Consider the following 19,224-nt stretch of genomic DNA (forward strand, 5'->3'; position numbering starts at 1 on the left):
ATGTGGAATTATGTCTTAAGACGATTTCTTCTTCTTCCACTAACCCTTTTCTTTATTGTTTTAATAAATTTTATCATTATTAATCTCGCTCCGGGTGACCCCGTTTCTTTTGCAGAAACCTCACAAGAAGGAGCCACTCGAAGAGAAGATCGATCCATAGCATGTGGTGGTGATGAACGTTATTTGCAATTTAGAGATTTCTACGGCTTAACGTTGCCTGTTTTGTTTAACAATTGGCCCTCTTTAACTCAAGATTATGTTAAACAAACATTGTGGCAGCTTGCGAATCGAAAATTGACTCCAGAAAGTTTGAATGAACTTCCCGTTAAAGATTATGATGCCATACGAGTCACTTTTGGAGACCAATCGCGTTATCTCATGTCTAAATTGATCATTATTTTAGTTGATCCCGAGACTTCAGAAAACGTTCGCAGATTAGCTTCTCATTTTTTTGTGAGAGGAGGTTCTAGGCAAGGTTATATTGGATCTAACATTAATCCTGAACAAAAAGCCTGGAATAAAAAAGTCGCTGAAGATAATCAATATCTGCGCACTCTTCTTTGGCAATCTTCTGCATCTCCTTTAGAAGTATCTAAAAAAATTAAACTCATACAAGAATGGTACGAAAAAAATAAAGCTTTTTATCGTTTAGATCCGTCAAAAGAATTATGGAAAATATTTTTTACCGAAACACGCTTCACAAGGTACATGAGCCGTATTCTTCATTTAGATTTTGGCACATTGCGTAATGATTCAAGTAAGCCTGTTCTTACCGAAGTCACGAAGCGATTTAAATATTCTTTAACCCTTTCACTTTTGCCCATGCTCATCACTTTTGTATTGTGTCAATTTTTTGGATTCATTATGGCTTATAAACACAATCAATGGATTGACTATACCCTTAATCTTATTTTTCTAGTTTTATATGCCATTCCTATTTTTGTAGTGGCTCCTTTTTTAATCGAAAAAGTTGCCTTGCACAATACATTTCCTTTTACAGATATTCCTATTCCGATTAGTGGTTTTACAAATCCAGATCGAATCTATCATCAGGAAAATTCTTATCAGCGTCTATTTGATATCATTCAACATATTGCTCTTCCAAGTGTAGCGGTTATGTATGGGAGTTTAGCCGCAGAATCTCGCTTATCGCGCACAGCCGTTTTAGAAGTTTTAAGACAAGACTACATTCGAACAGCTAAAGCAAAAGGTGTACCTCCTTTTAAGATTTTATTTAAACACGTAGGACGTAATGCCGCTATTACGATTGTTACCTCATTAGCAAGTTCTCTCGGCATCTTGTTAGGAGGGTCACTAATTGTTGAAACCCTATTTGATATCAATGGTTTTGGAAAATTTTTTTATGATGCCATTATCAATAGAGATTATAATGTTATTATGTTCTCGACTTTGGCTGGGTCATTTTTAACATTAATGGGCTATTTGTTAGCCGATTTAGCCTATATGTGGTTAGATCCTCGCATTACTTTAGACTGATATTTGGTATCCTTATGCATCATCATTCTTCTTACACTTATTGGCAGACTGTTTGGAAACAATTTAAACAAAATCCTCTCGCCATATTTGCTTTAATCGTTGTGTGTTTATTTTGTTTAGCGGGTGTCTACGCTCCTTTTTTAGCTTCTAGTAAACCTATTGTTGTCCAATATGAAGGAAATTGGTACTTCCCTCTTTTTCGCTATCTCTTTTTTCCTGGTTTTTTCACAAAACCTCTTGATATTTTCTACAATTTACTCATTTTCACTTTACCACTTTTTATAGCCACTTGGTGTTTATTAAAAAAACGACACACTTATCGCCTATGGACTTTTATTTTTTTATGCCTTCTACAAATCATTTTGTTTTTAGAAATTTTATATCATAATGATCAAGACCCTTCAGCAAGCTTAGAACTTAATGAGAAAAGACAGCAAGCTATTCAAAAACAACTCGATTTTAAAAAAACAAATCCACTTCTAGCGCCTTCTTTTACTCCGAATTGGGAAAAAGAGTTATCGTATATGACCCCTTATGCTAGGCTTAATTTGGTTTTACGTTATCAACAAAGACTTAATCAAGATCAACGATTAAAAGCCGAAGCTCATGCATTTTTGACTGCTGAAAAAATGAAAAAAAATGAGAGTTACTCAATTGCCTCTTTATGGCAGCAAGAAAAACGACACGAAAAACAAGAAATTGAAAGGCAACAAATTTTAGTCACTCAAAATCAAGCAGTTTATCCGCAGGCTAAGGCACATATAAATGCATTGATGGATAAATGTCAAACAAGCTCTCTCGATCACTTACCTTCTTGGCAAACATGTGAGTATTTAACCAAAATTTCTCTTCAAGAGAAAGAGAGCTTACTAAATTCAAAAAACATTGTTGACACTTACGAACGTGCGCAAAGTCAATTGAATTATCTTCATGATAAACAAGTATGGCTTGAAAACCAAATACCCAAGCTTAAGTATGAAATTATGCCTTTATTGCGCCCTTTTCATTGGGAAGACGATGCAGGAGGAGAACAAGCTTTGAACAAACACATAAGTTGGTGGGAATTAACACGAGTCAATCGCAAAGACATGGTCGCTGCTTTAATTTTTGGTATCCGTGTTTCCCTTTCAGTGGGCCTTCTTTCTATCGTGATTGCGCTACTGATTGGAATTCCAGTTGGAGCCGTTTCGGGTTATTATGGAGGCAAAATAGATATGATCACATATCGATTAATTGAAATCTGGGAGTCAATGCCAACCTTTTTTATGTTATTAATGATTGTCGCTTTTTTACAAAATAAATCGATTTTCTTAGTGATTGCCGTTATTGGTCTATTTGGATGGACAGGATTTAGCCGTTTTATTCGCGGAGAATTTTTTAGACAGAAACAACTACCCTATGTCGAAGCTTGTCATGCACAAGGATTTAGTAATCGGTATATCATGTTTTCTCATCTTCTTCCCAATGCAATTCCCCCTTTACTTACTCTCGTTCCTTTTGCCATTATGGGAGCTATTACCAGCGAGACAGGGCTTTCCTTTTTAGGTTTAGGAGAAGAAGGATCTAGCTCCTGGGGAGTTTTAATGGATGAGGGGCGAAGTGCTTTTCCTTCCGAAAGTTATTTACTTTGGCCCCCTGCCACTTTACTTACTATTCTTCTAGTGGCAATCGCTCTTGTTGGTGACGCATTAAGGGATGCACTCGATCCTAAATTACATTCGCATGATAGATAAGCTGATTCAAAAAAATTGATAAAGAATTCCAAATTCTTTTTGAATTTTTGCTGATATTGAATAAATCACTCTAATTGTATTATTTGCTCAAATATCTTTAACAAACAAATTAGGTACAATCGTCTTGGGCTAACTCAGGGTGCCTACGACTAGGGTAAAGGAACAGAAATTATTGTTGGAAATTCCTTATGCATTCCTGGATAATAATAAGCTGAAAATGTCATTGCAAGTGAACCAATCAAATGCTCTTTTCCATTAAGAACAGCAATAGCTTGATATTCTCGTAGCGTCCAATCATTTCGCACAAAATCTAAAATGGAAGGCAGTAGATGAGGGGTAGAAAAAGAAATAATCACGCTTTTACCCGGATCAATCGAAGGAAATGTTTGCTTTTCAGTCTGGAAAAGAATGCTGCCATTTTCTTTATCTAAAGGTTTTGCAAATCCATAACACAAATAGATATCTCCTTTAGGGCTTGCTTGAGATCCCTTATTTTCAACAATAACAGATAGTTGAACAGGAGTTCCTGGCTGAACTTTTTCTGAGGAATTTGGATCGATGAGTTTAGAAGCTTGGATTTGAATAGATCCTTGCAAAATTGCATCAGATATAGAATGATTCGTTTGACCATAACTATAACCAATTCTTGCGAATAAAAGTAAAGTAGCTAAAAAGCCTAGCCCTAGCTTAAATAACAAGCGTGTTGATGGTAAAGAAATTTTAGACATTTTTATCTCCTTCAATTAAACCAATTCTCTTGTCTATTTATCCAAATATTGCTTGGATCGGATAAATCAATATAATTGCTAACAAAGCTCCAATAGGAACCGTCACGATCCAAGAAACTAAAATATCACGGGTCGTTGTTAGATTAACTGCTTCAAGACCTCTAGCAAACCCCACTCCCAAAACAGCACCCACAAGCGTGTGCGTTGTTGAAATAGGTAAACCAAATCTAGAAGCAATGACAATCGTTGTAGCCGCTCCAAATTCAGCAGCAAAACCTCGGCTAGCTGTTAATTCTGTAATTTTTTTTCCAATTGTCTCAATAACTCTCCATCCCCAGGTTGCTAACCCTATAACAATTCCACTTCCACCTAATGCAAGAGCCCAAGTAGGAACGGGAGCATCCACAGCAAATAAACCAGTTGTCAAAATAGCCACTGCAGCTGATAAAGGACCTATAGCATTAGCAACATCATTAGCTCCATGTGCAAAAGCCATCATACAAGCAGTCATAATTTGCAAATAAGCAAATATTTTTTCCACTTGAACATATTCAACATGTGTATGATCTGTATTAATCTTTGATTCAAAAGATTTTGAGAGGGCCTCTACTTCTTCTAATAATAATCCTGCAGTGTACTGAGCTTCTCCAGCGGACTTCATTCTAAATCTTTGCAGATGTTTACGAACCTTTTCCAAAGAATGTAAAGCTTCAGAATTGTAAGGAACAGAGAGTTTTTCTTGGGGAATAATAGGAATTCGGCGTACTAACAAATAACTAACGAAAGAACCCATTAAGCCAATCGCAAGTGTCATCAAAATTTTACTTGTTAACGAAAATTCTATATTTAAATTATGCAATCCTTCAAAAATAAGAATCACAGCTAGAATAAGAGTAACCACAAAAACTAAAAATGGTGTTAAACGACGTGTTTCTTCCAGAGGATTTAAAGCATAAAAAATTCTTTTTCTTAAAAGAGAAAAAATATAGTAAGCAATAATCCCTCCTAAAATAGGAGAAAAAATCCAACTGGTAATAATATAACACACTTCTTTCCAGTATACGGCCTTTATCCCTCCAAAAACGGTACCAAAACCTACAATCGCGCCAACAATTGAATGTGTCGTTGAAACAGGCCAACCAAAATAGGATGCTAATTGAAGCCACATCCCCACAGAACCTAAAGAAGCAAGCATTCCAAAAACTAGCAGTTTGGGATCATAATTAAAAACATCTGGATCAATAATCCCACTTTGCACAGTTTTAGAAACATGGGAACCAAAGAAAAAAGCGCCGCAAAATTCTAAAACAGCGGCAATCAGAACAGCTTGGCGCAAAGTTAATGAACCTGAACCAACAGATGTTCCCATAGCATTGGCAACATCATTAGCTCCTATGCTCCAAGCCATATAAAATCCGGTGATCAAAATCAAAATGAGTAGCGCAGTATCCATAACTCCTTATTGAATCTCTTACTTATTCCTTTAGCAACAAATGGTCATAAGATTTATTTCAATTCTAAAACCATTCTAACGCGATTTGCCAAGTTTTCTGAAAGATTAGAAATTGACGCTAAGCTTTCAATTAAGCGTTGCCATTGACTAAAAGTAAGATAAGTCAACGCTTCTTCGGACTGAAATATTTTTTTTAATAATTGCCTTTGAATGAGATCAACCTCATGTTCTTTTAAAGCCACGTCTTCCACCATTGCTCTAACCTTTTCAGCTTCTTTTCCTCCAAAAGAGGATTCGATCAATTCATGTAATTCATTGATAATAAGTTTAGCTCCATCAAATGTTTCAATATTTTTGAACAAAAATTGCTTAAACTCTTCTTTAAAACTTGGTAGAATTTCTAAGGGTTTAAAAGTAGCGACTACTGCGATATCTTCAACAGTATCCGCGATACTATCTTGGATCGATAAAATATCTAATAAACTTTCACGGCCAATCGGAAGATATAAACTTTTCGGAAGATGATTACGAATATCATTTTTCATCGTGTCAGCCTGATGCTCAATTGCCGATATTTCATTGGCAATATTCTCAATTAATGGTTGATCACGATTTTCAATTGCCTCATAAAGAAATGGCAATTGATGGACGCAACAAGCAACAGTTTCCATATGAGATTGCAAAGGGGCAAACGGAGAACGGCCAAATAAACGTAAAATCGTCAGCATAAGTGATTTTTTTCGCTTGTTAGAACAATTTAGGTCATTGAATGTAAAAGTCGGCATTGATTAAATGATTTACCCATATAAGTATAGATGATTTTGAATTCTAAATCGAGGGAAATTCCCTTTTATCAAAACTTCTAATCTCTCTCATTTATTATTTTGATAAATAATAGAATCCTCACCATTATAAACTTTTTCGCAAGGCTAATATGAGGATTAATGTCTAAGCAACCACCAATTTTACAAGTTCGCAATCTAACGATTCAGTTACGCAGCGGCAAAGATTGTTGGAATGTTGTCGATCGGCTTGATTTTGAACTATATTCTGGCAAAACGTTAGCGCTTGTAGGAGAATCAGGCTGTGGTAAATCAATGACAGCCCATTCTCTTCTTCGTATTTTGCCAACCCCTCCAACCTTGCCCATAAAAGGAGAAATTCTTTATCGAGGCCAAAATTTGATTCAGCTAACGGAAAAAGAGATGCGTCATATCCGAGGATCAAAAATTGCTATGGTCTTTCAAGATCCTATGAGTGCGCTAAATCCTGTTTATACCATTGGTAATCAATTAATTGAAGTAGCTTATTTTCACCTCAACCTTGATCCTGATGAGGCATGGGTACGAGCTAAAGAATCTTTAGAAGCAGTTGGAATAAACGATGCAGAAAGTAAACTTAATGCCTACCCACACCAACTATCAGGTGGACTCAAACAACGCGTAATGATTGCGATGGCGCTAATGTGTGAACCAGATATTTTAATTGCAGATGAGCCAACGACAGCTTTAGATGTCACTATTCAAGCACAAGTATTATCACTGATTCGCAATCTTCAAGAAAAAAACGGGATGGCCCTTCTTTTAATCACTCATGACATGGGTGTTGTTGCAGAAATGGCCGACGAGGTGATCGTAATGTATACAGCACAAAGTGTCGAAAAAGGGCATGTAGAAGATATTTTTTACCACAAAGCGCATCCTTATACTTTAGGTCTTTTTGAATCTAAACCTTCTTTACAAGGTAAGCAAGGTAAATTAAAGCCCATTCCCGGACAAGTACCTTCTTATAAAAAACTCCCAAAAGGGTGTCGCTTCCATCCTCGTTGCCCTTTTGTTATGGAAAAATGTCGTCAGGGAGAGGTACTTAGTTTTTCTCTGCCAGATAACCACATAGTAAAATGTTGGTTGTATGATGGTTCTTTAGAAAGTCAAACCAAACTTAAAAATTCTCCATTGGAGAGGCCATGACAGAATTTTTACTTTGTGTCAAAGGGCTAAAAAAATATTTTCCAATCATGGCTGGTTTATTTCGAAAAGAGATTGAAGTTTTTAAAGCCGTTGATGATATTGATTTTTCAATTAAAACAGGTGAAGTATTAGGAATGGTTGGTGAATCCGGGAGCGGAAAAAGTACTGCTGCTAGAGCAGCTGTGCGACTCATAGAACCGACTGAAGGGCAAATTTTATTTTCGGGGCAATCTCTTCGAGATCTCTCTAAAAATGAACTAAAAAAAATAAGAAAAAACATTCAAATAGTTTTTCAAGATCCTTATGCCTCCTTAAATCCAAGAAAAACAATCCTTGATAGTATAGGAGAAGCTCTTTTCTATCATGGCATAGTAAAAACTAAAGAAGAACAAATTGAAAAAGTAGTGGATGTTTTACAAAAAATTGGCCTTTCTCCTGATATTATGAACAGGTACCCTCACGAATTTTCAGGAGGTCAGCAACAACGTATTTGCATTGGACGTGCGATTGCCTTGAATCCAAAATTAATTATTTGTGATGAAGCTGTTTCTGCTTTGGATGTTTCAATTCAGGCACAAATACTCAATTTACTCATCGAATTAAAAGAAACTTTAGATTTAAGCTATTTATTTATTTCTCACGATCTTTCTGTCATCAAACATATTGCTGACAACATTGTTGTGCTTTATAAAGGAAAAATAATCGAAAGTGGCTCTAATATACAAATTTTTGAAAATCCCCAAAGTACTTATACAAAAGAGCTTCTTAACGCAATTCCTAGACTTCGCCCCCGTCAATCCAAAATCAAAAATATTACTTAAGAATATCTGCGGCGTAACGCTTTAATCCTTGTCGAATAATTTGGTTCATTTCAATTTTAGAAGGGTCTACGAATGTAGCCAAATCAAAATCTTCAGCATCAACTTCTAATAAGCCTAATTTCACTGCAAGGTCATAATCTTCCGCTAAAACTGCTTTTACGAGATGCATAATTGAAACAGAAAGAGGATTCACTTTATCGTATAAAGTACTATCGATAAAAGCGCGCTCTTCGCCATGTTGATTTGTTGTAAAATCATATTCCCGTTGAGAGTTATCTAAATGACCTGATAAATACGTTTTACTAAACGTATATTTATCAATTCCTAAACGGAAGAAGTGCATAAATTCCCGCTTGATATTTTCAGGAATAGCGCAAAACACATAATCATAATAACCAAGGAAATCTTCTGCGGACACTTGACGCCCATTTAACGGATTACCAGAAATAAACCTCACCACCCCTTTAGCAATGCGACCTGCAATCAGGGAAGAAATAGGGAATCCTTCGCGAACTTGAAAAAATCCTGTCTTACCTTCTAAAATACCTGTCCCAGCTATACTTATCACCCGATTAACCAAATATTCACCGTGAAGTAAAAAATAACCAATTGCAACAACAGTATGTACGTCTAAGGTCCAAATAACATCTTGAGGAGAATAAATAGGATCAATATGTTGAATGTGTAAAGAAACATTTCCAATAGGATGAGGCCCTTCTACAGTATGCTTTTGAACACCTTCCGCATTAAAAAAAGCTGGCTCTAAATTATCTTTTTGATAAATAAGATGAACCGCTCCATTTGTTAATTTTGCTAACGTTTTTAAACCTTCTTGAAATTCTTTCTCGTATCCTTTTATCTGCATGTCTGGTGGAGGTGTAAAGGGAGCTGATTCCACAGCCTTAACAAAAATACTACGAGGAATTTGATGAGGATTTGCTAAAAAATTGAATGGTCTTTGCCGAATCCGAGCAAATAGCCCTCCTGTCATTAAAGCCCCAACAAGTTCTTCTCTAGATGCTGTATTTAAACTTAAAAGAGGATGTTTTTTAACCTCTTCGTGATTAGAAGTTTCTACCACAATATCGAGAAGTCTTCTTTTAAGCCCCCTTCGAATTTCCCGAACGACTCCTCCTGCTGGAGAAACAAAATAGCGCCCCGGTGTATCCTTATCTTCTGCTAAAGGCTGTCCTAACTTTACTTTTTCACCAACTTGAACCAATAATTTAAAACGCAAATCTTCAAAAGGATTGAAATCAAGAGCAATTTGAACAGGATTTTTCAATGCATGTGCTTCTCCACTTGCTACTAAAAGTTTAGTAATTCCTTCCGGTTTTCCTTTGATGGGAATATCTAATCCTTTAGTGATTTTTATATGGCTCATGAATTTCATCCTTAAAATTCGATTAAAAAACAAAAATTAATTGAAAAATGGGTTTTAAGCAAGCGCAACGTCATACTCAATTTTTACTTTGCTTTGTCTTTACTTAAAAGTTTAACAACATTCTTCTCTTTATAAGAGTAAAACATTCTCAGCAATATGGGAGCAATAATTGTTGTGATGGTAATGACAATAATCATTGAGGCGTAAATATCATCGTTAAAAATTTTCACATTCTTTCCAACTTCCGCAAAAATTAACCCCACCTCACCCCGTGGTATCATCGCTAATCCGACAGCCCATTTCACCCATTTAGAATCTTTAAATAATAAAAATCCTGACGCAAATTTTCCTAAAATTGCCGCTGCTAAAATCGCTAATGATAAAGACCAAATAAAAAATGAGCTCCAATCAATGGCTCGTAAATTTAAGGATAATCCAATCGTCACAAAAAAAATAGGGGTAAAAAGGTGAACAATTGGTTTCATTTGTTCTTCTACACGATGAGCAAAATGAATGTTTTGCTGCATAGAAAGAAATGGAATAAAAAATTGTCTTGAAAGGGCCAAACCAGCTGCAAACCCACCCAGTAATGCCGGTGCGCCCATTTGATGAGCAAGCCAAGCAAAGAATAAAATCAATGAAATGATAATGCTGGGAATTAATCCAGGAGTTGCACTTTTAACGTCATAATATTTAACGATTTGCGATATTAATTTAGCAGCAATCGGTGCAAGGAATAAAAATAAGAAAACTAATATAATGATTTTACTAACATTTAACAGATCTATTCCCCCACTTACAGAAAATTCATAAAGCATAGAAAGAATAATAATCCCTAATATATCATCAACAACAGCTGCTCCTAAAACGATTTGAGCTTCATCACTCGCATGCTTCTTAAGATCTGTTAATACTCTAATAGTGATCCCAATACTTGTTGCAGTTAACGTACTGGCAATAAATAAAGAAGTGAGTAAATTCAAATAAAATATATTGTAGCTAATCATAAATCCCGCGGCAAAAGGAAAAATAATTCCTCCTAATGCTACAAGAAAAGGTTTAAAACCAGTTTTAGCTAATCTTGATAAGTCAGTTTCTAAGCCAACTTCAAAAAGCAATAAAATTAAACCAATTTCTGACAAAAGTTTAATGGTGTCTGTGGGAGCAATCAATCCAAATAAACTTGGCCCTATCAAAATACCTGCGAAAAGTTCCCCTATGACAGAAGGAATATTACACCTCGAAGCAATTTCACCTAAGAAACGAGCTGCAAACAGAATGATCACTAATTGCAGAAAAAAATTTTGAACTAACACCTTTCCTCCTATTGTTTCTCCAAAAATTAGTATAATTCTTGCTTTTAAGCAATTTGCGTCTTATGCTTTTTCTTCCTATACCATTCATCAGAATAATTTATTTATTTTAGACGCACATTGATGAAAAAAATAAATTTTCATGCCCTAAATTAATCAATAGATGAAAAGTGTAAATATCACGAGTCGTTATTTCAAAGTTTATTAAGTTAAAGTAAAGTGTCAAGCCGTTTCTTCTGATTATGCTCGATTATCAAAAAATCTTATCTTCTCTTATCTCCCTTTTTCTTATCCTAACATGCTCAAACGTTCATTCTTTAGAGTTTGTTTGCGATGATCCTCAAGCTAATTTGATGGAAGATCTTGAGGTAGTGGAGTATTGGAATAGACGACAAAATGAACGCTTACCTGTGACATATAATCATCTCTTACAAGGTGGTTATTTTGCAATGCCTTCTGCAAGAATGGGACAAGAAGGCGAAATTGGTACTGGCTATGCTTGGGTTCCTCCTTATTACTCTTATAATTTACGTTTTCAGTTAGTCGACTTTTTGGAAATATCGGGAAACTACCGGGTTTTTAGAGGAGTAGCTGACCCTGTATTAACACCTTTAGGATTTGGAGATTTTTCTGATAAAGGTGCTAACGTTAAACTATCTTTATTTAGCCCAGAAGCAAGTCATTATGATTTACCTGGATTAGCCATAGGAATGGAAGATTTTTTAGGAACACAAGCTTTTAAAGCTTATTATATTGTTTTAACACAGGTATTTCTTAAGAATAATCTGGAAATTAGCTTAGGCTATGGAGCTCATCGTATCCATAAATGGTTTGGAGGTATGACTTGGTTTCCTTTTAGGCAAACAAAATGGACTTATTTTCAAAACCTCGCTTTTATTTTAGAATATGACGCCATTCCTTATAAAAATGAGACGCTAGAAAGGCACCCTAAAGGGAGAATTAAACATACTCATTGGAATATCGGTATTAAATATCGCCTTTGGGATAGTATCGATTTATCCGTCTCTTATATTAGAGGAGATGCTATAGCCTTTAGTGCTTCCAGCTATTATAATTTTGGATCAACAAAAGGAATGATTCCAAAAATCTCAGATCCCCTGCCTTATAAATCACCTGTTAACACGCAAGCAATAGGAGCTTTAAGACCTGATGATGCCATCGTTCAAGATTTGACGTATGCAATGCGTGATCAAGGAATCGATTTATTAGAAGCTTGGTTAAGCAATGAACAAGAAAAACTCACATTGCGACTAAAAGTGTGCAATATGGCTTATCGAGAAGAACAACGCTTCAGAGAAAGATTATATGCTCTTCTTGGAGCATTAACACCTGAAAATATTGATGAAGTTATTGTTGTTCTTGATGCAGTCCCAGCACTTATTCAAGAATATCACTTTAACATGGAGTATATCAGACTTTACAAAGAACAAGCCATAGGTGGCTATGAATTGGGCATTTTAAGCCCTATGCATGAAGTTAGTTATCCAAATCCTTTTAAATCTAAACTCCTCTTCACAAAGAAACGAGAGAGGTTTAATTTAGAATTGCTTCCTAAAGTTCATACTTTATTTGGAAGTTCGCGGGGTAAATTTAAATATGCGCTTGGTCTTACACTAGCTTTGAATGGCTTTCTTCAAAACAATGTTTACTATTCTATTAAATTTGGATATTTTGCCCTGTCCAATTTACATGACATTCACAGTGTTGATCGCTTAAACCCTTCTCAACTGATTAACGTTCGAACGGACATTATTAACTATTTTCAACAAAAATCTATCACAATCGATGAGGCTTATCTCGAAAAAGTTTGGAATTGGGGTAGTGGATGGTATATCAGAATTTCATTAGGTTTGTTAGAGCAAGAGTATGGTGGTGTGGGAACAGAGTGGCTTTATTACCCTGTTAATTCTAACTGGGCGATTGGAATGGATTTTGCTATCTTAAAAAAACGTACTCCACATGGTGTCGATTTTACCAGTAAAATTCGTAAATTAGATGGGTTTACCCCTCATTATTTAAAGTTTATTGGCTCTCAATATTTCCTGAATATTTATTATGACTGGAAAAATACAGGGTTAGAATTTAAGATAAGCGCTGGAAAATTCTTGGCAGATGATTTTGGAGTCCGGACTGAAATTTCCCGCTATTTTCCAAGTGGCTTGAGGATTGGCTTTTGGGCAACGTACACTAATGGTCATGATGTCATCAATGGACAAACTTATCATGACAAAGGACTTTATTTTTCTCTTCCTCTTGATATTTTTTATACAAAAAGTAGCCGCTCTAAATGGGGGTACGGAATGTCTGCTTGGCTAAGGGATATTGGTATCAGAGCTTATACCGGAACAGAGTTATATCTTATGATCAATCAAAATCGCCAGTAGAGATAATAGATATAAGATTGCTTGAATCATCCAATTTGTTTTTAGTTCAAAATTGCTTTTGAAGATTTTCAGCTACTCGACGAGCTGCGTAAGTTAAGATAAAATCCGCTCCAGCTCTTTTTATCGAAAGAAGCGATTCTTCAAATACTTTATCAGCGTCTAACCAACCATTTAATGCTGCAGCCATTACCATAGCATATTCTCCACTCACATGATAAGCACCAACAGGTAAATGCGTTTGCTCTTTAATTTTTGCTATAATATCTAAATAAGCCAAAGCTGGTTTGATCAAAATGAGATCGGCCCCTTCCTGCTCATCCAGTTGGCATTCTAGCATAGCTTCTCTTGAATTTGCGGGGTTCATCTGATAGGTTTTTTTATCTCCAAATTGAAGAACAGAGTGAAGAGCTTCTCTAAACGGAGCGTAAAATGCTGAGGCGTATTTAGCTGCATAAGACAAAATACCTACTTGCTGATAACCTTCTTGATCAAGAGCGTGTCGAATATAGCCAATTCGCCCATCCATCATATCACTCGGAGCTACAATATCTGCTCCAGCTTCTGCTGCCAAGATAGACATTTGAGCTAAAATAGGTAAAGTTAGATCATTATCAATTTCCCCTTTTTCATTGGTTATTCCATCATGTCCATGACTTGTAAAAGGATCTAAAGCCACATCCATCATCACACAAAGATCGGGAAAATCTTCTTTTAAAGTTTGAATTGCTCGACAAAATAAATTTCCTGACCTAACAGCTTCTGAAGCAAAAGAATCTTTTTTGTCGCCCTCAATATAACAAAATAGATCCACAGCGCGGATACCTAATTGATAAAGGGACTTTACTTCTTTTAACATTTCGTCGATCGAATAACGAAAAATGCCTGGCATGCTTTTAATGGCTATTTGTTGTTGTTTACCTTCTAAAACAAAAAGTGGAGCTATTAGTTGACTTGGATGTAAATGATTTTCTTGAACAAGACCCCTTATAGCGGCTGTACGTCTATTTCTTCTTGGCCTTTTAATGATATTGGATTGTAAAAAAACAGGAGGGAATGAAGAAAAAGTTTTATTTTCCATCAAAAAAACCTATAGATAAAAACGTATTAATAATTTCATGCAAAGCAACAGTTCATATATTTTCATAATTTAAATAGAGATGGTTTTAGGGATTATACCATCTTGGATAGATAAAGTAAGTTTTTTAAATTTAAAAATAAACGAATATGTGTTTTTTCTGATTTAATATTATAATAAATCCAAAGTTTAGGTTAATAATCAAGAAAATTTTTTAGGATCAAATTATGAATCTTCGCGTTTCAGTCCAGCAACAAGTGCCTCCATTCAAAGCATTTGATGAACAAAATCAACTCTTTTCTTCAACTAATTTATTAGGGCAAATTTATGTTCTATATTTTTATCCCAAAGATGATACCCCTGGCTGTACGTTGCAAGCTTGCCAATTTAGAGATATCAAAACTTCTTTCGAAAAATTTGAAACACGTATTATTGGAATTAGCCCCGATTCCTTAAAATCACATGAAAAATTTAGTCACAAGTATCAACTCAATTTTACTTTACTGAGCGATTCTTCCCATGAAATGTGTGACTTATTTGGAGTTTGGCAAGAAAAAAAAATCTTTGGTAAAACAAAAATGGGAGTTATACGATCTACTTTCATCGTAGATGCTAAAGGTTTAATAAGATGGATTGAAAGTCCTGCTCAAGTTGATGGACATGCTGAACGTGTTTTAAAAGCAATTCAAATATTAAAGAATGGTGAAATGACATGACCTCTTCTTTTCCCATTAGCGTCACTATTTTAACAAAAAATAGCCAAAAATATCTAAGAGAAGTCCTACAAGCTTTGAAAGGTTTTGATGAAGTTGTAATCTGTGATACAGGGTCGCAAGATGAAACTGTTTCGCTTGCTAAACAGTTTACAAATGTCGCAATTTATCATGAACCATTCAAAGGTTTTGGACCTACGCATAATACAGCTTCGAACCTAGCTAAAAATGATTGGATTTTATCAATAGATAGTGATGAAGTTGTCACAAGAGAGTTAGCGATTGAAATTTCCCAATTACAACTAAAATCCAAACATGTGTATTCGTTTCCCAGACGTAATGAATATCGAGGAAAATGGATTAAAGGGTGTGGATGGAGCCCAGATAGGCAAATTCGACTTTACAATAAACAAGAAACACACTTTACTAATGTTCAAGTCCATGAAGCCATTATCGCAACAGAGCTGACTCACGTTCATCTCCAATCTCCTTTGAAACACTACTCATATGATCAAATATCTGACTTTCTCTCTAAAATGCAATCCTATTCTACTTTGTTTGCAGAGCAATATAAAGGGCGCAAATCTTCTTCATTTGTGAAAGCCTTATCACACGGACTTTTTTCTTTTTTTAAAAGCTATATTATTAAAAGAGGCTTTTTAGATGGGCAGGAGGGATTCGAAATCAGTTTTTATAATGGCTCAACAGCCTTTTATAAATATTTAAAACTTGCTGAAATTAATCGATATCTAAAGAAAGAAGGCTCTGAAAAATGCGACGGTGACCTGAAGAAAAAGCTTTCTGCTTAAGAGACTTCGTATCTAGCCATTCCAGATCTTTTACAGGAGACATTTCTAGACAATTGAAAACACAAGGGTCTAACCTCGCTTGATAACGAGTAAAGCCGTGTTCAATAGAGGATAGTGATTGCAAAAGATGTACAGATAAATTCCAATGCAACTTGATATTTTCTTGTAATTTCTTAAGTGTAATTCCCTCTTGAGAGACTTCAAAAAAGGGAAATTCGTAAAGATCGGACATAATTTCTCCTTTTTTTCCTTTTTTTACTAAAAAATAATCCCCACATTTCACTATCGCAACAGCTCTATACAAATATTGTGTTTTAATTGCCTTCGTTTTAATGGGAAGTTTATCACTTAATCCATGCAAATAACTTTGACAATTACTTTTTAATGGACATTCCTGACATATCGCTTTACGGCTACAAATTGTCGCTCCCAATTCAATTAAAGCCTCAGAAGATATCCAAGACTCTTCATCTGGCAAAATAGATTCTGCAAAATCCCGCAATTTTTTTATCGTGGAAGTTTTCGCAATATCTTCTTCAACTTGAAAATATCTAGCTAAAACGCGTAAAACATTTCCATCAACAGCTGCTTTTTTTTGATGAAAAGCAAAACTTAAGATAGCTCCGATAGTATAATGTCCTAGCCCTTTAATTTTTTTTAATTCCTTTTCATCTGCTGGAAGCTCACCTTGGCAATGTTCAACTAAATATTGAGCTCCTTGATGTAAATGACGCGCTCGCGAGTAATAACCAAGCCCTTCCCAAGCTTTAATGACTTCTTCTAAAGATGCTATAGCTAAAGCTTCAATAGAGGGAAATGCTTGCATCCAACGATTAAAATAGGGAATGACAACGGCAACTTGCGTTTGTTGCAGCATGACCTCAGAAATCCAAACTGCATAAGGTGTTGGATTTTGTCTCCAAGGTAGATCTCTTTTTGAAGACAGGAACCATTTTTTTAATTTTTCATTAGGGAAAGAAGAAGACATTAAAAAGAATCAAAGCTAAGTAGGTTAGTGAATAAATAAATTATTGTGTTTAGAAACAATAAACAAGTAAATAAAAAAAATTTCATTTACTTGTAAAAAATATACCATTAATAAGCAATAAACTCAAAATCAACTATTCAAGTTTTTGAGAGCGTATTTTTTCTAACATAGAAGGTAATTCTTGAATTAAAGTGATCGCACGTTGGTCCCACGTATGATCTTGCATAATTTTTTCACGTCCCTTACCTGCGATTCGATATCTCTTTTCATCATCGGATAAATAAGTGCGAATTTTTTGATTAAGTTCTTTCCATTTTCGAGGGCCAAACATTAAAATATTTTCTTCATCAACAAATTGTTCTCGAATATAAGGAGTATCTAAAGTCAGCACAGCGGCTCCACTCGCAAGACCACTAAAAATTCTTTCATGAGCACCTTGTTTGATTTCCGGGGTACAATTTAAAAGAATTTTAGATTGCTTCATTAATTCAAGAGCTTCACTAAAAGGTACAGGAGCGTGAATTTTAACATTATCTTTTTGACCTAGGTATTTTTTCCAGCCTCCGACGTGTGGTTGAGATCCGAAAATATGAACAGTTGCCCCATCAATAGCTTGGATAAGTTCTACACGACTTTTTCCTCCAACGTATACCTCTAAATCATCTAAAAGTAATTCAAAATTAATTTGCCTTGGATCAATAGCTTTACCTGCTCGCAAATGTTGATCTAAAGTTTGAATTAAGGCCTGCATATAGGATATCTGTTGCTCATTGAGTGTTAACTCCGCCGCCTCTTCTAATACGTGAATAAGTTCTGAAGAATATTTTTCCTTCCACTCTTGGCGTATGGCCTCATAATCAATAAAAGAATTTAGCATTAAAACATCGTAAATTGGCTTATGTGCAAAAGAGGGGGCTGACGTTTTACTCACCGCATGAGGCAAAAAAAGAACATGAGGAACTTTAAAATCTCGAAATGTCTGACAAAAATTGCGATCAATACAACCAATAATAGTGTAAGAACTTTTAGCTAAAGAAAAAAAATGATTAGGAGCATCGGTTAAATAAGCAACATGAGGAATTTTGATCATATCTGCTAAAAAATGTCCTTCTTCATCAGGTAACAATCCATTAAAAGATAAAGTACAATCGGGAGGATCATTTAATAATTCTTCTAAAAAAGAACGAGGGTCATCTTTTTTAGCCTCAATAATCCGGCAAATAACACCTTGTCTATTTAAGGCATTATTAAGTTCTTTTAAAAAATAATTTAACACTCCGTATTGCGTCGTGATTGAAGAAAAAAGATAGACTTTTTTTAAATTCATAGTGTTTCCTCTGTCTACAACAAAATTTTGGATATTTCGAATACCTTAACTTCAATTGATTTGCTAGCCTGAATTAAGAGGTTAATCTGAAATTGAACAAGCGAAAAGAGAGTTTTCAGAAAAGAATTTGAAATTTCAAATTGATCGACAAAAATTTACCCTATCAATTTTTAAAAAAGTATAAAAAGCAATAACAATAATAATGAAAAAAAAGTATAAAATAATGCTGGAATGCTTTTTTGAAAATCTCACTAAAATTTAGTCCCGCTTATTTAAGATCCTCGAATCCACGTCTATTAGCTGCTGCTTCACCTAATAGGAATAAAAAACACCTCTATCTTATTGCATGGAAATCCAATTACGGCGAGCTCCAATCGTTTTACCCCGACGCTCTCGCGTTAATTTTGAATTTTGCTCTGTCTTCACACTTGAAATGGAAGCTGCTTGTAAATCTTTTCCTGTTTTTAGAGTATTCATCAATTTTTGACGGTCTCTTTGAACTTTTTCCCATTCATCCACGGTAAAATTATTGGGATTATCTAAATAAGTTTTAATCTGCTTAGAAGTCCAACCCGATTTTTGAAAAATATCATCTAGTTTTCGATCAATTTCATCATGTAAAATTTTCACCTTAGAAATCATGTTTTCCACATCTGAAAGAGTCATTTTATCGGGGTCGAATTGATCCAACTCGGTTAAAGGACTAGATTTATTTTCTAATCCAAAAAGAGTAGATTCTTTTTTTTTGTTTTTTGACTTATCTGGGAGAGCCATAATCACCTCAATGCTTGTATCAATTTATAGCCTAACATAAAAAAATTATTTGATACATAGCTGAAATCGAAATTTTGATAAAATATTTTTTTCTTAACTTTTTTCGCACGAAAACTTCGAATAAGAGGAAATTAAGAGATTCTTCTCTTTAGAGAAAGGAAATCAAAAAGGGCATGAAATTCAAAAAAAATATTCAAAATTGAGATTATTATACTTTCAAAAGGTTTTTATAAA

The 19,224-nt window shown here is 34.9% G+C and carries 16 protein-coding genes; 7 read left to right on the forward strand and 9 right to left on the reverse strand.

What is annotated here, in order from left to right:
• Both TY19_RS07700 and TY19_RS07705 read left to right on the forward strand, forming a co-directional pair.
• Positions 1 to 1,497, forward strand: a complete 1,497-nt coding sequence (locus TY19_RS07700; protein ID WP_042281524.1) for an ABC transporter permease — start codon at positions 1 to 3, stop codon at positions 1,495 to 1,497.
• A gap of 14 nt (positions 1,498 to 1,511) precedes the next feature.
• Complete coding sequence (locus TY19_RS07705; RefSeq protein ID WP_042281526.1) at positions 1,512 to 3,230, forward strand: ABC transporter permease; 1,719 nt, start codon at positions 1,512 to 1,514, stop codon at positions 3,228 to 3,230.
• Between the two features lie 149 nt (positions 3,231 to 3,379).
• Here the strand turns inward: TY19_RS07705 and TY19_RS07710 are convergent, their stop codons facing one another.
• From TY19_RS07710 to TY19_RS07720, 3 genes are read right to left on the reverse strand one after another with little or no spacing between them, the layout of a single operon-like run.
• Entirely contained in the window at positions 3,380 to 3,958 is a 579-nt protein-coding gene (locus tag TY19_RS07710) for a hypothetical protein (protein WP_042281529.1), read from the reverse strand.
• A gap of 37 nt (positions 3,959 to 3,995) precedes the next feature.
• Entirely contained in the window at positions 3,996 to 5,411 is a 1,416-nt protein-coding gene (locus tag TY19_RS07715) for an inorganic phosphate transporter (RefSeq protein WP_042281532.1), read from the reverse strand.
• A 53-nt stretch (positions 5,412 to 5,464) separates the two neighbouring features.
• Positions 5,465 to 6,139 carry a TIGR00153 family protein gene (locus TY19_RS07720; RefSeq protein ID WP_042281535.1) on the reverse strand — a complete coding sequence of 225 codons (675 nt, stop codon included), beginning with the start codon at positions 6,137 to 6,139 and terminating at the stop codon, positions 5,465 to 5,467.
• Between the two features lie 216 nt (positions 6,140 to 6,355).
• Here TY19_RS07720 and TY19_RS07725 point away from each other — a divergent pair, with 216 nt between their 5' ends.
• A complete protein-coding gene (locus tag TY19_RS07725) occupies positions 6,356 to 7,381 on the forward strand; it encodes an ABC transporter ATP-binding protein (protein WP_042281538.1) in 1,026 nt (341 codons plus the stop codon).
• Positions 7,378 to 8,202, forward strand: coding sequence for an ABC transporter ATP-binding protein (locus TY19_RS07730; RefSeq protein WP_042281541.1), 825 nt, complete (start codon positions 7,378 to 7,380; stop codon positions 8,200 to 8,202). The genes TY19_RS07725 and TY19_RS07730 overlap by 4 nt, the downstream gene beginning before the upstream one ends.
• Here the strand turns inward: TY19_RS07730 and TY19_RS07735 are convergent.
• Positions 8,195 to 9,586: a Na(+)-translocating NADH-quinone reductase subunit A gene (locus TY19_RS07735; RefSeq protein WP_042281544.1), complete on the reverse strand. Its 1,392-nt coding sequence runs from the start codon at positions 9,584 to 9,586 to the stop codon at positions 8,195 to 8,197. The genes TY19_RS07730 and TY19_RS07735 overlap by 8 nt on opposite strands.
• A gap of 83 nt (positions 9,587 to 9,669) precedes the next feature.
• On the reverse strand, positions 9,670 to 10,902 hold the full coding sequence (locus TY19_RS07740) for a cation:proton antiporter (RefSeq protein WP_042281546.1): 1,233 nt from the start codon (positions 10,900 to 10,902) through the stop codon (positions 9,670 to 9,672).
• Between the two features lie 239 nt (positions 10,903 to 11,141).
• Between TY19_RS07740 and TY19_RS07745 the strand changes: the two genes are divergently transcribed.
• Entirely contained in the window at positions 11,142 to 13,304 is a 2,163-nt protein-coding gene (locus TY19_RS07745) for a YjbH domain-containing protein (RefSeq protein WP_042281548.1), read from the forward strand.
• A gap of 46 nt (positions 13,305 to 13,350) precedes the next feature.
• Here TY19_RS07745 and hemB read toward each other — a convergent pair whose 3' ends face one another.
• Entirely contained in the window at positions 13,351 to 14,382 is a 1,032-nt protein-coding gene (gene hemB, locus TY19_RS07750) for a porphobilinogen synthase (protein ID WP_193354033.1), read from the reverse strand.
• Between the two features lie 224 nt (positions 14,383 to 14,606).
• On the opposite strand from hemB, the gene TY19_RS07755 reads away from it, so the two are divergent.
• Both TY19_RS07755 and TY19_RS07760 read left to right on the forward strand, forming a co-directional pair.
• Positions 14,607 to 15,095 (forward strand): peroxiredoxin, encoded by a 489-nt coding sequence (locus TY19_RS07755; RefSeq protein WP_042281552.1) that lies wholly within the window; start codon positions 14,607 to 14,609, stop codon positions 15,093 to 15,095.
• On the forward strand, positions 15,092 to 15,901 hold the full coding sequence (locus tag TY19_RS07760) for a glycosyltransferase family 2 protein (protein WP_042281555.1): 810 nt from the start codon (positions 15,092 to 15,094) through the stop codon (positions 15,899 to 15,901). Before TY19_RS07755 ends, TY19_RS07760 begins: the two co-directional genes overlap by 4 nt.
• Here the strand turns inward: TY19_RS07760 and mutY are convergent.
• The 3 genes from mutY to TY19_RS07775 form a co-directional block, all read right to left on the reverse strand.
• Complete coding sequence (gene mutY / locus TY19_RS07765) at positions 15,831 to 16,889, reverse strand: A/G-specific adenine glycosylase (RefSeq protein ID WP_042281558.1); 1,059 nt, start codon at positions 16,887 to 16,889, stop codon at positions 15,831 to 15,833. The genes TY19_RS07760 and mutY overlap by 71 nt on opposite strands.
• Before the next feature lie 133 nt (positions 16,890 to 17,022).
• Positions 17,023 to 18,216 (reverse strand): glycosyltransferase, encoded by a 1,194-nt coding sequence (locus TY19_RS07770; protein WP_042281560.1) that lies wholly within the window; start codon positions 18,214 to 18,216, stop codon positions 17,023 to 17,025.
• A 339-nt stretch (positions 18,217 to 18,555) separates the two neighbouring features.
• The gene (locus TY19_RS07775) at positions 18,556 to 18,990 is read right to left on the reverse strand and encodes a hypothetical protein (protein ID WP_042281562.1); all 435 of its coding nucleotides are present in this window, start codon (positions 18,988 to 18,990) and stop codon (positions 18,556 to 18,558) included.
• Positions 18,991 to 19,224 lie beyond the last annotated feature (234 nt).

Origin of the sequence: Candidatus Protochlamydia sp. R18, assembly GCF_000648255.1 — a bacterium.
In the GTDB taxonomy this organism is placed as follows: Bacteria; Chlamydiota; Chlamydiia; order Chlamydiales; family Parachlamydiaceae; genus Protochlamydia; species Protochlamydia amoebophila.

Coding starts and splice junctions, on each gene's coding strand:
- TY19_RS07720 (WP_042281535.1), bottom strand. CDS start 6,139: ATGCTGACGATTTTACGTTTATTTGGCCGTTCTCCGTTTGCCCCTTTG.
- TY19_RS07770 (WP_042281560.1), bottom strand. CDS start 18,216: ATGAATTTAAAAAAAGTCTATCTTTTTTCTTCAATCACGACGCAATAC.
- mutY (WP_042281558.1), bottom strand. CDS start 16,889: ATGTCTTCTTCTTTCCCTAATGAAAAATTAAAAAAATGGTTCCTGTCT.
- hemB (WP_193354033.1), bottom strand. CDS start 14,382: ATGGAAAATAAAACTTTTTCTTCATTCCCTCCTGTTTTTTTACAATCC.
- TY19_RS07760 (WP_042281555.1), top strand. CDS start 15,092: ATGACCTCTTCTTTTCCCATTAGCGTCACTATTTTAACAAAAAATAGC.
- TY19_RS07725 (WP_042281538.1), top strand. CDS start 6,356: ATGTCTAAGCAACCACCAATTTTACAAGTTCGCAATCTAACGATTCAG.
- TY19_RS07745 (WP_042281548.1), top strand. CDS start 11,142: ATGCTCGATTATCAAAAAATCTTATCTTCTCTTATCTCCCTTTTTCTT.
- TY19_RS07710 (WP_042281529.1), bottom strand. CDS start 3,958: ATGTCTAAAATTTCTTTACCATCAACACGCTTGTTATTTAAGCTAGGG.
- TY19_RS07715 (WP_042281532.1), bottom strand. CDS start 5,411: ATGGATACTGCGCTACTCATTTTGATTTTGATCACCGGATTTTATATG.
- TY19_RS07705 (WP_042281526.1), top strand. CDS start 1,512: ATGCATCATCATTCTTCTTACACTTATTGGCAGACTGTTTGGAAACAA.
- TY19_RS07755 (WP_042281552.1), top strand. CDS start 14,607: ATGAATCTTCGCGTTTCAGTCCAGCAACAAGTGCCTCCATTCAAAGCA.
- TY19_RS07730 (WP_042281541.1), top strand. CDS start 7,378: ATGACAGAATTTTTACTTTGTGTCAAAGGGCTAAAAAAATATTTTCCA.
- TY19_RS07700 (WP_042281524.1), top strand. CDS start 1: ATGTGGAATTATGTCTTAAGACGATTTCTTCTTCTTCCACTAACCCTT.
- TY19_RS07775 (WP_042281562.1), bottom strand. CDS start 18,990: ATGGCTCTCCCAGATAAGTCAAAAAACAAAAAAAAAGAATCTACTCTT.
- TY19_RS07735 (WP_042281544.1), bottom strand. CDS start 9,586: ATGAGCCATATAAAAATCACTAAAGGATTAGATATTCCCATCAAAGGA.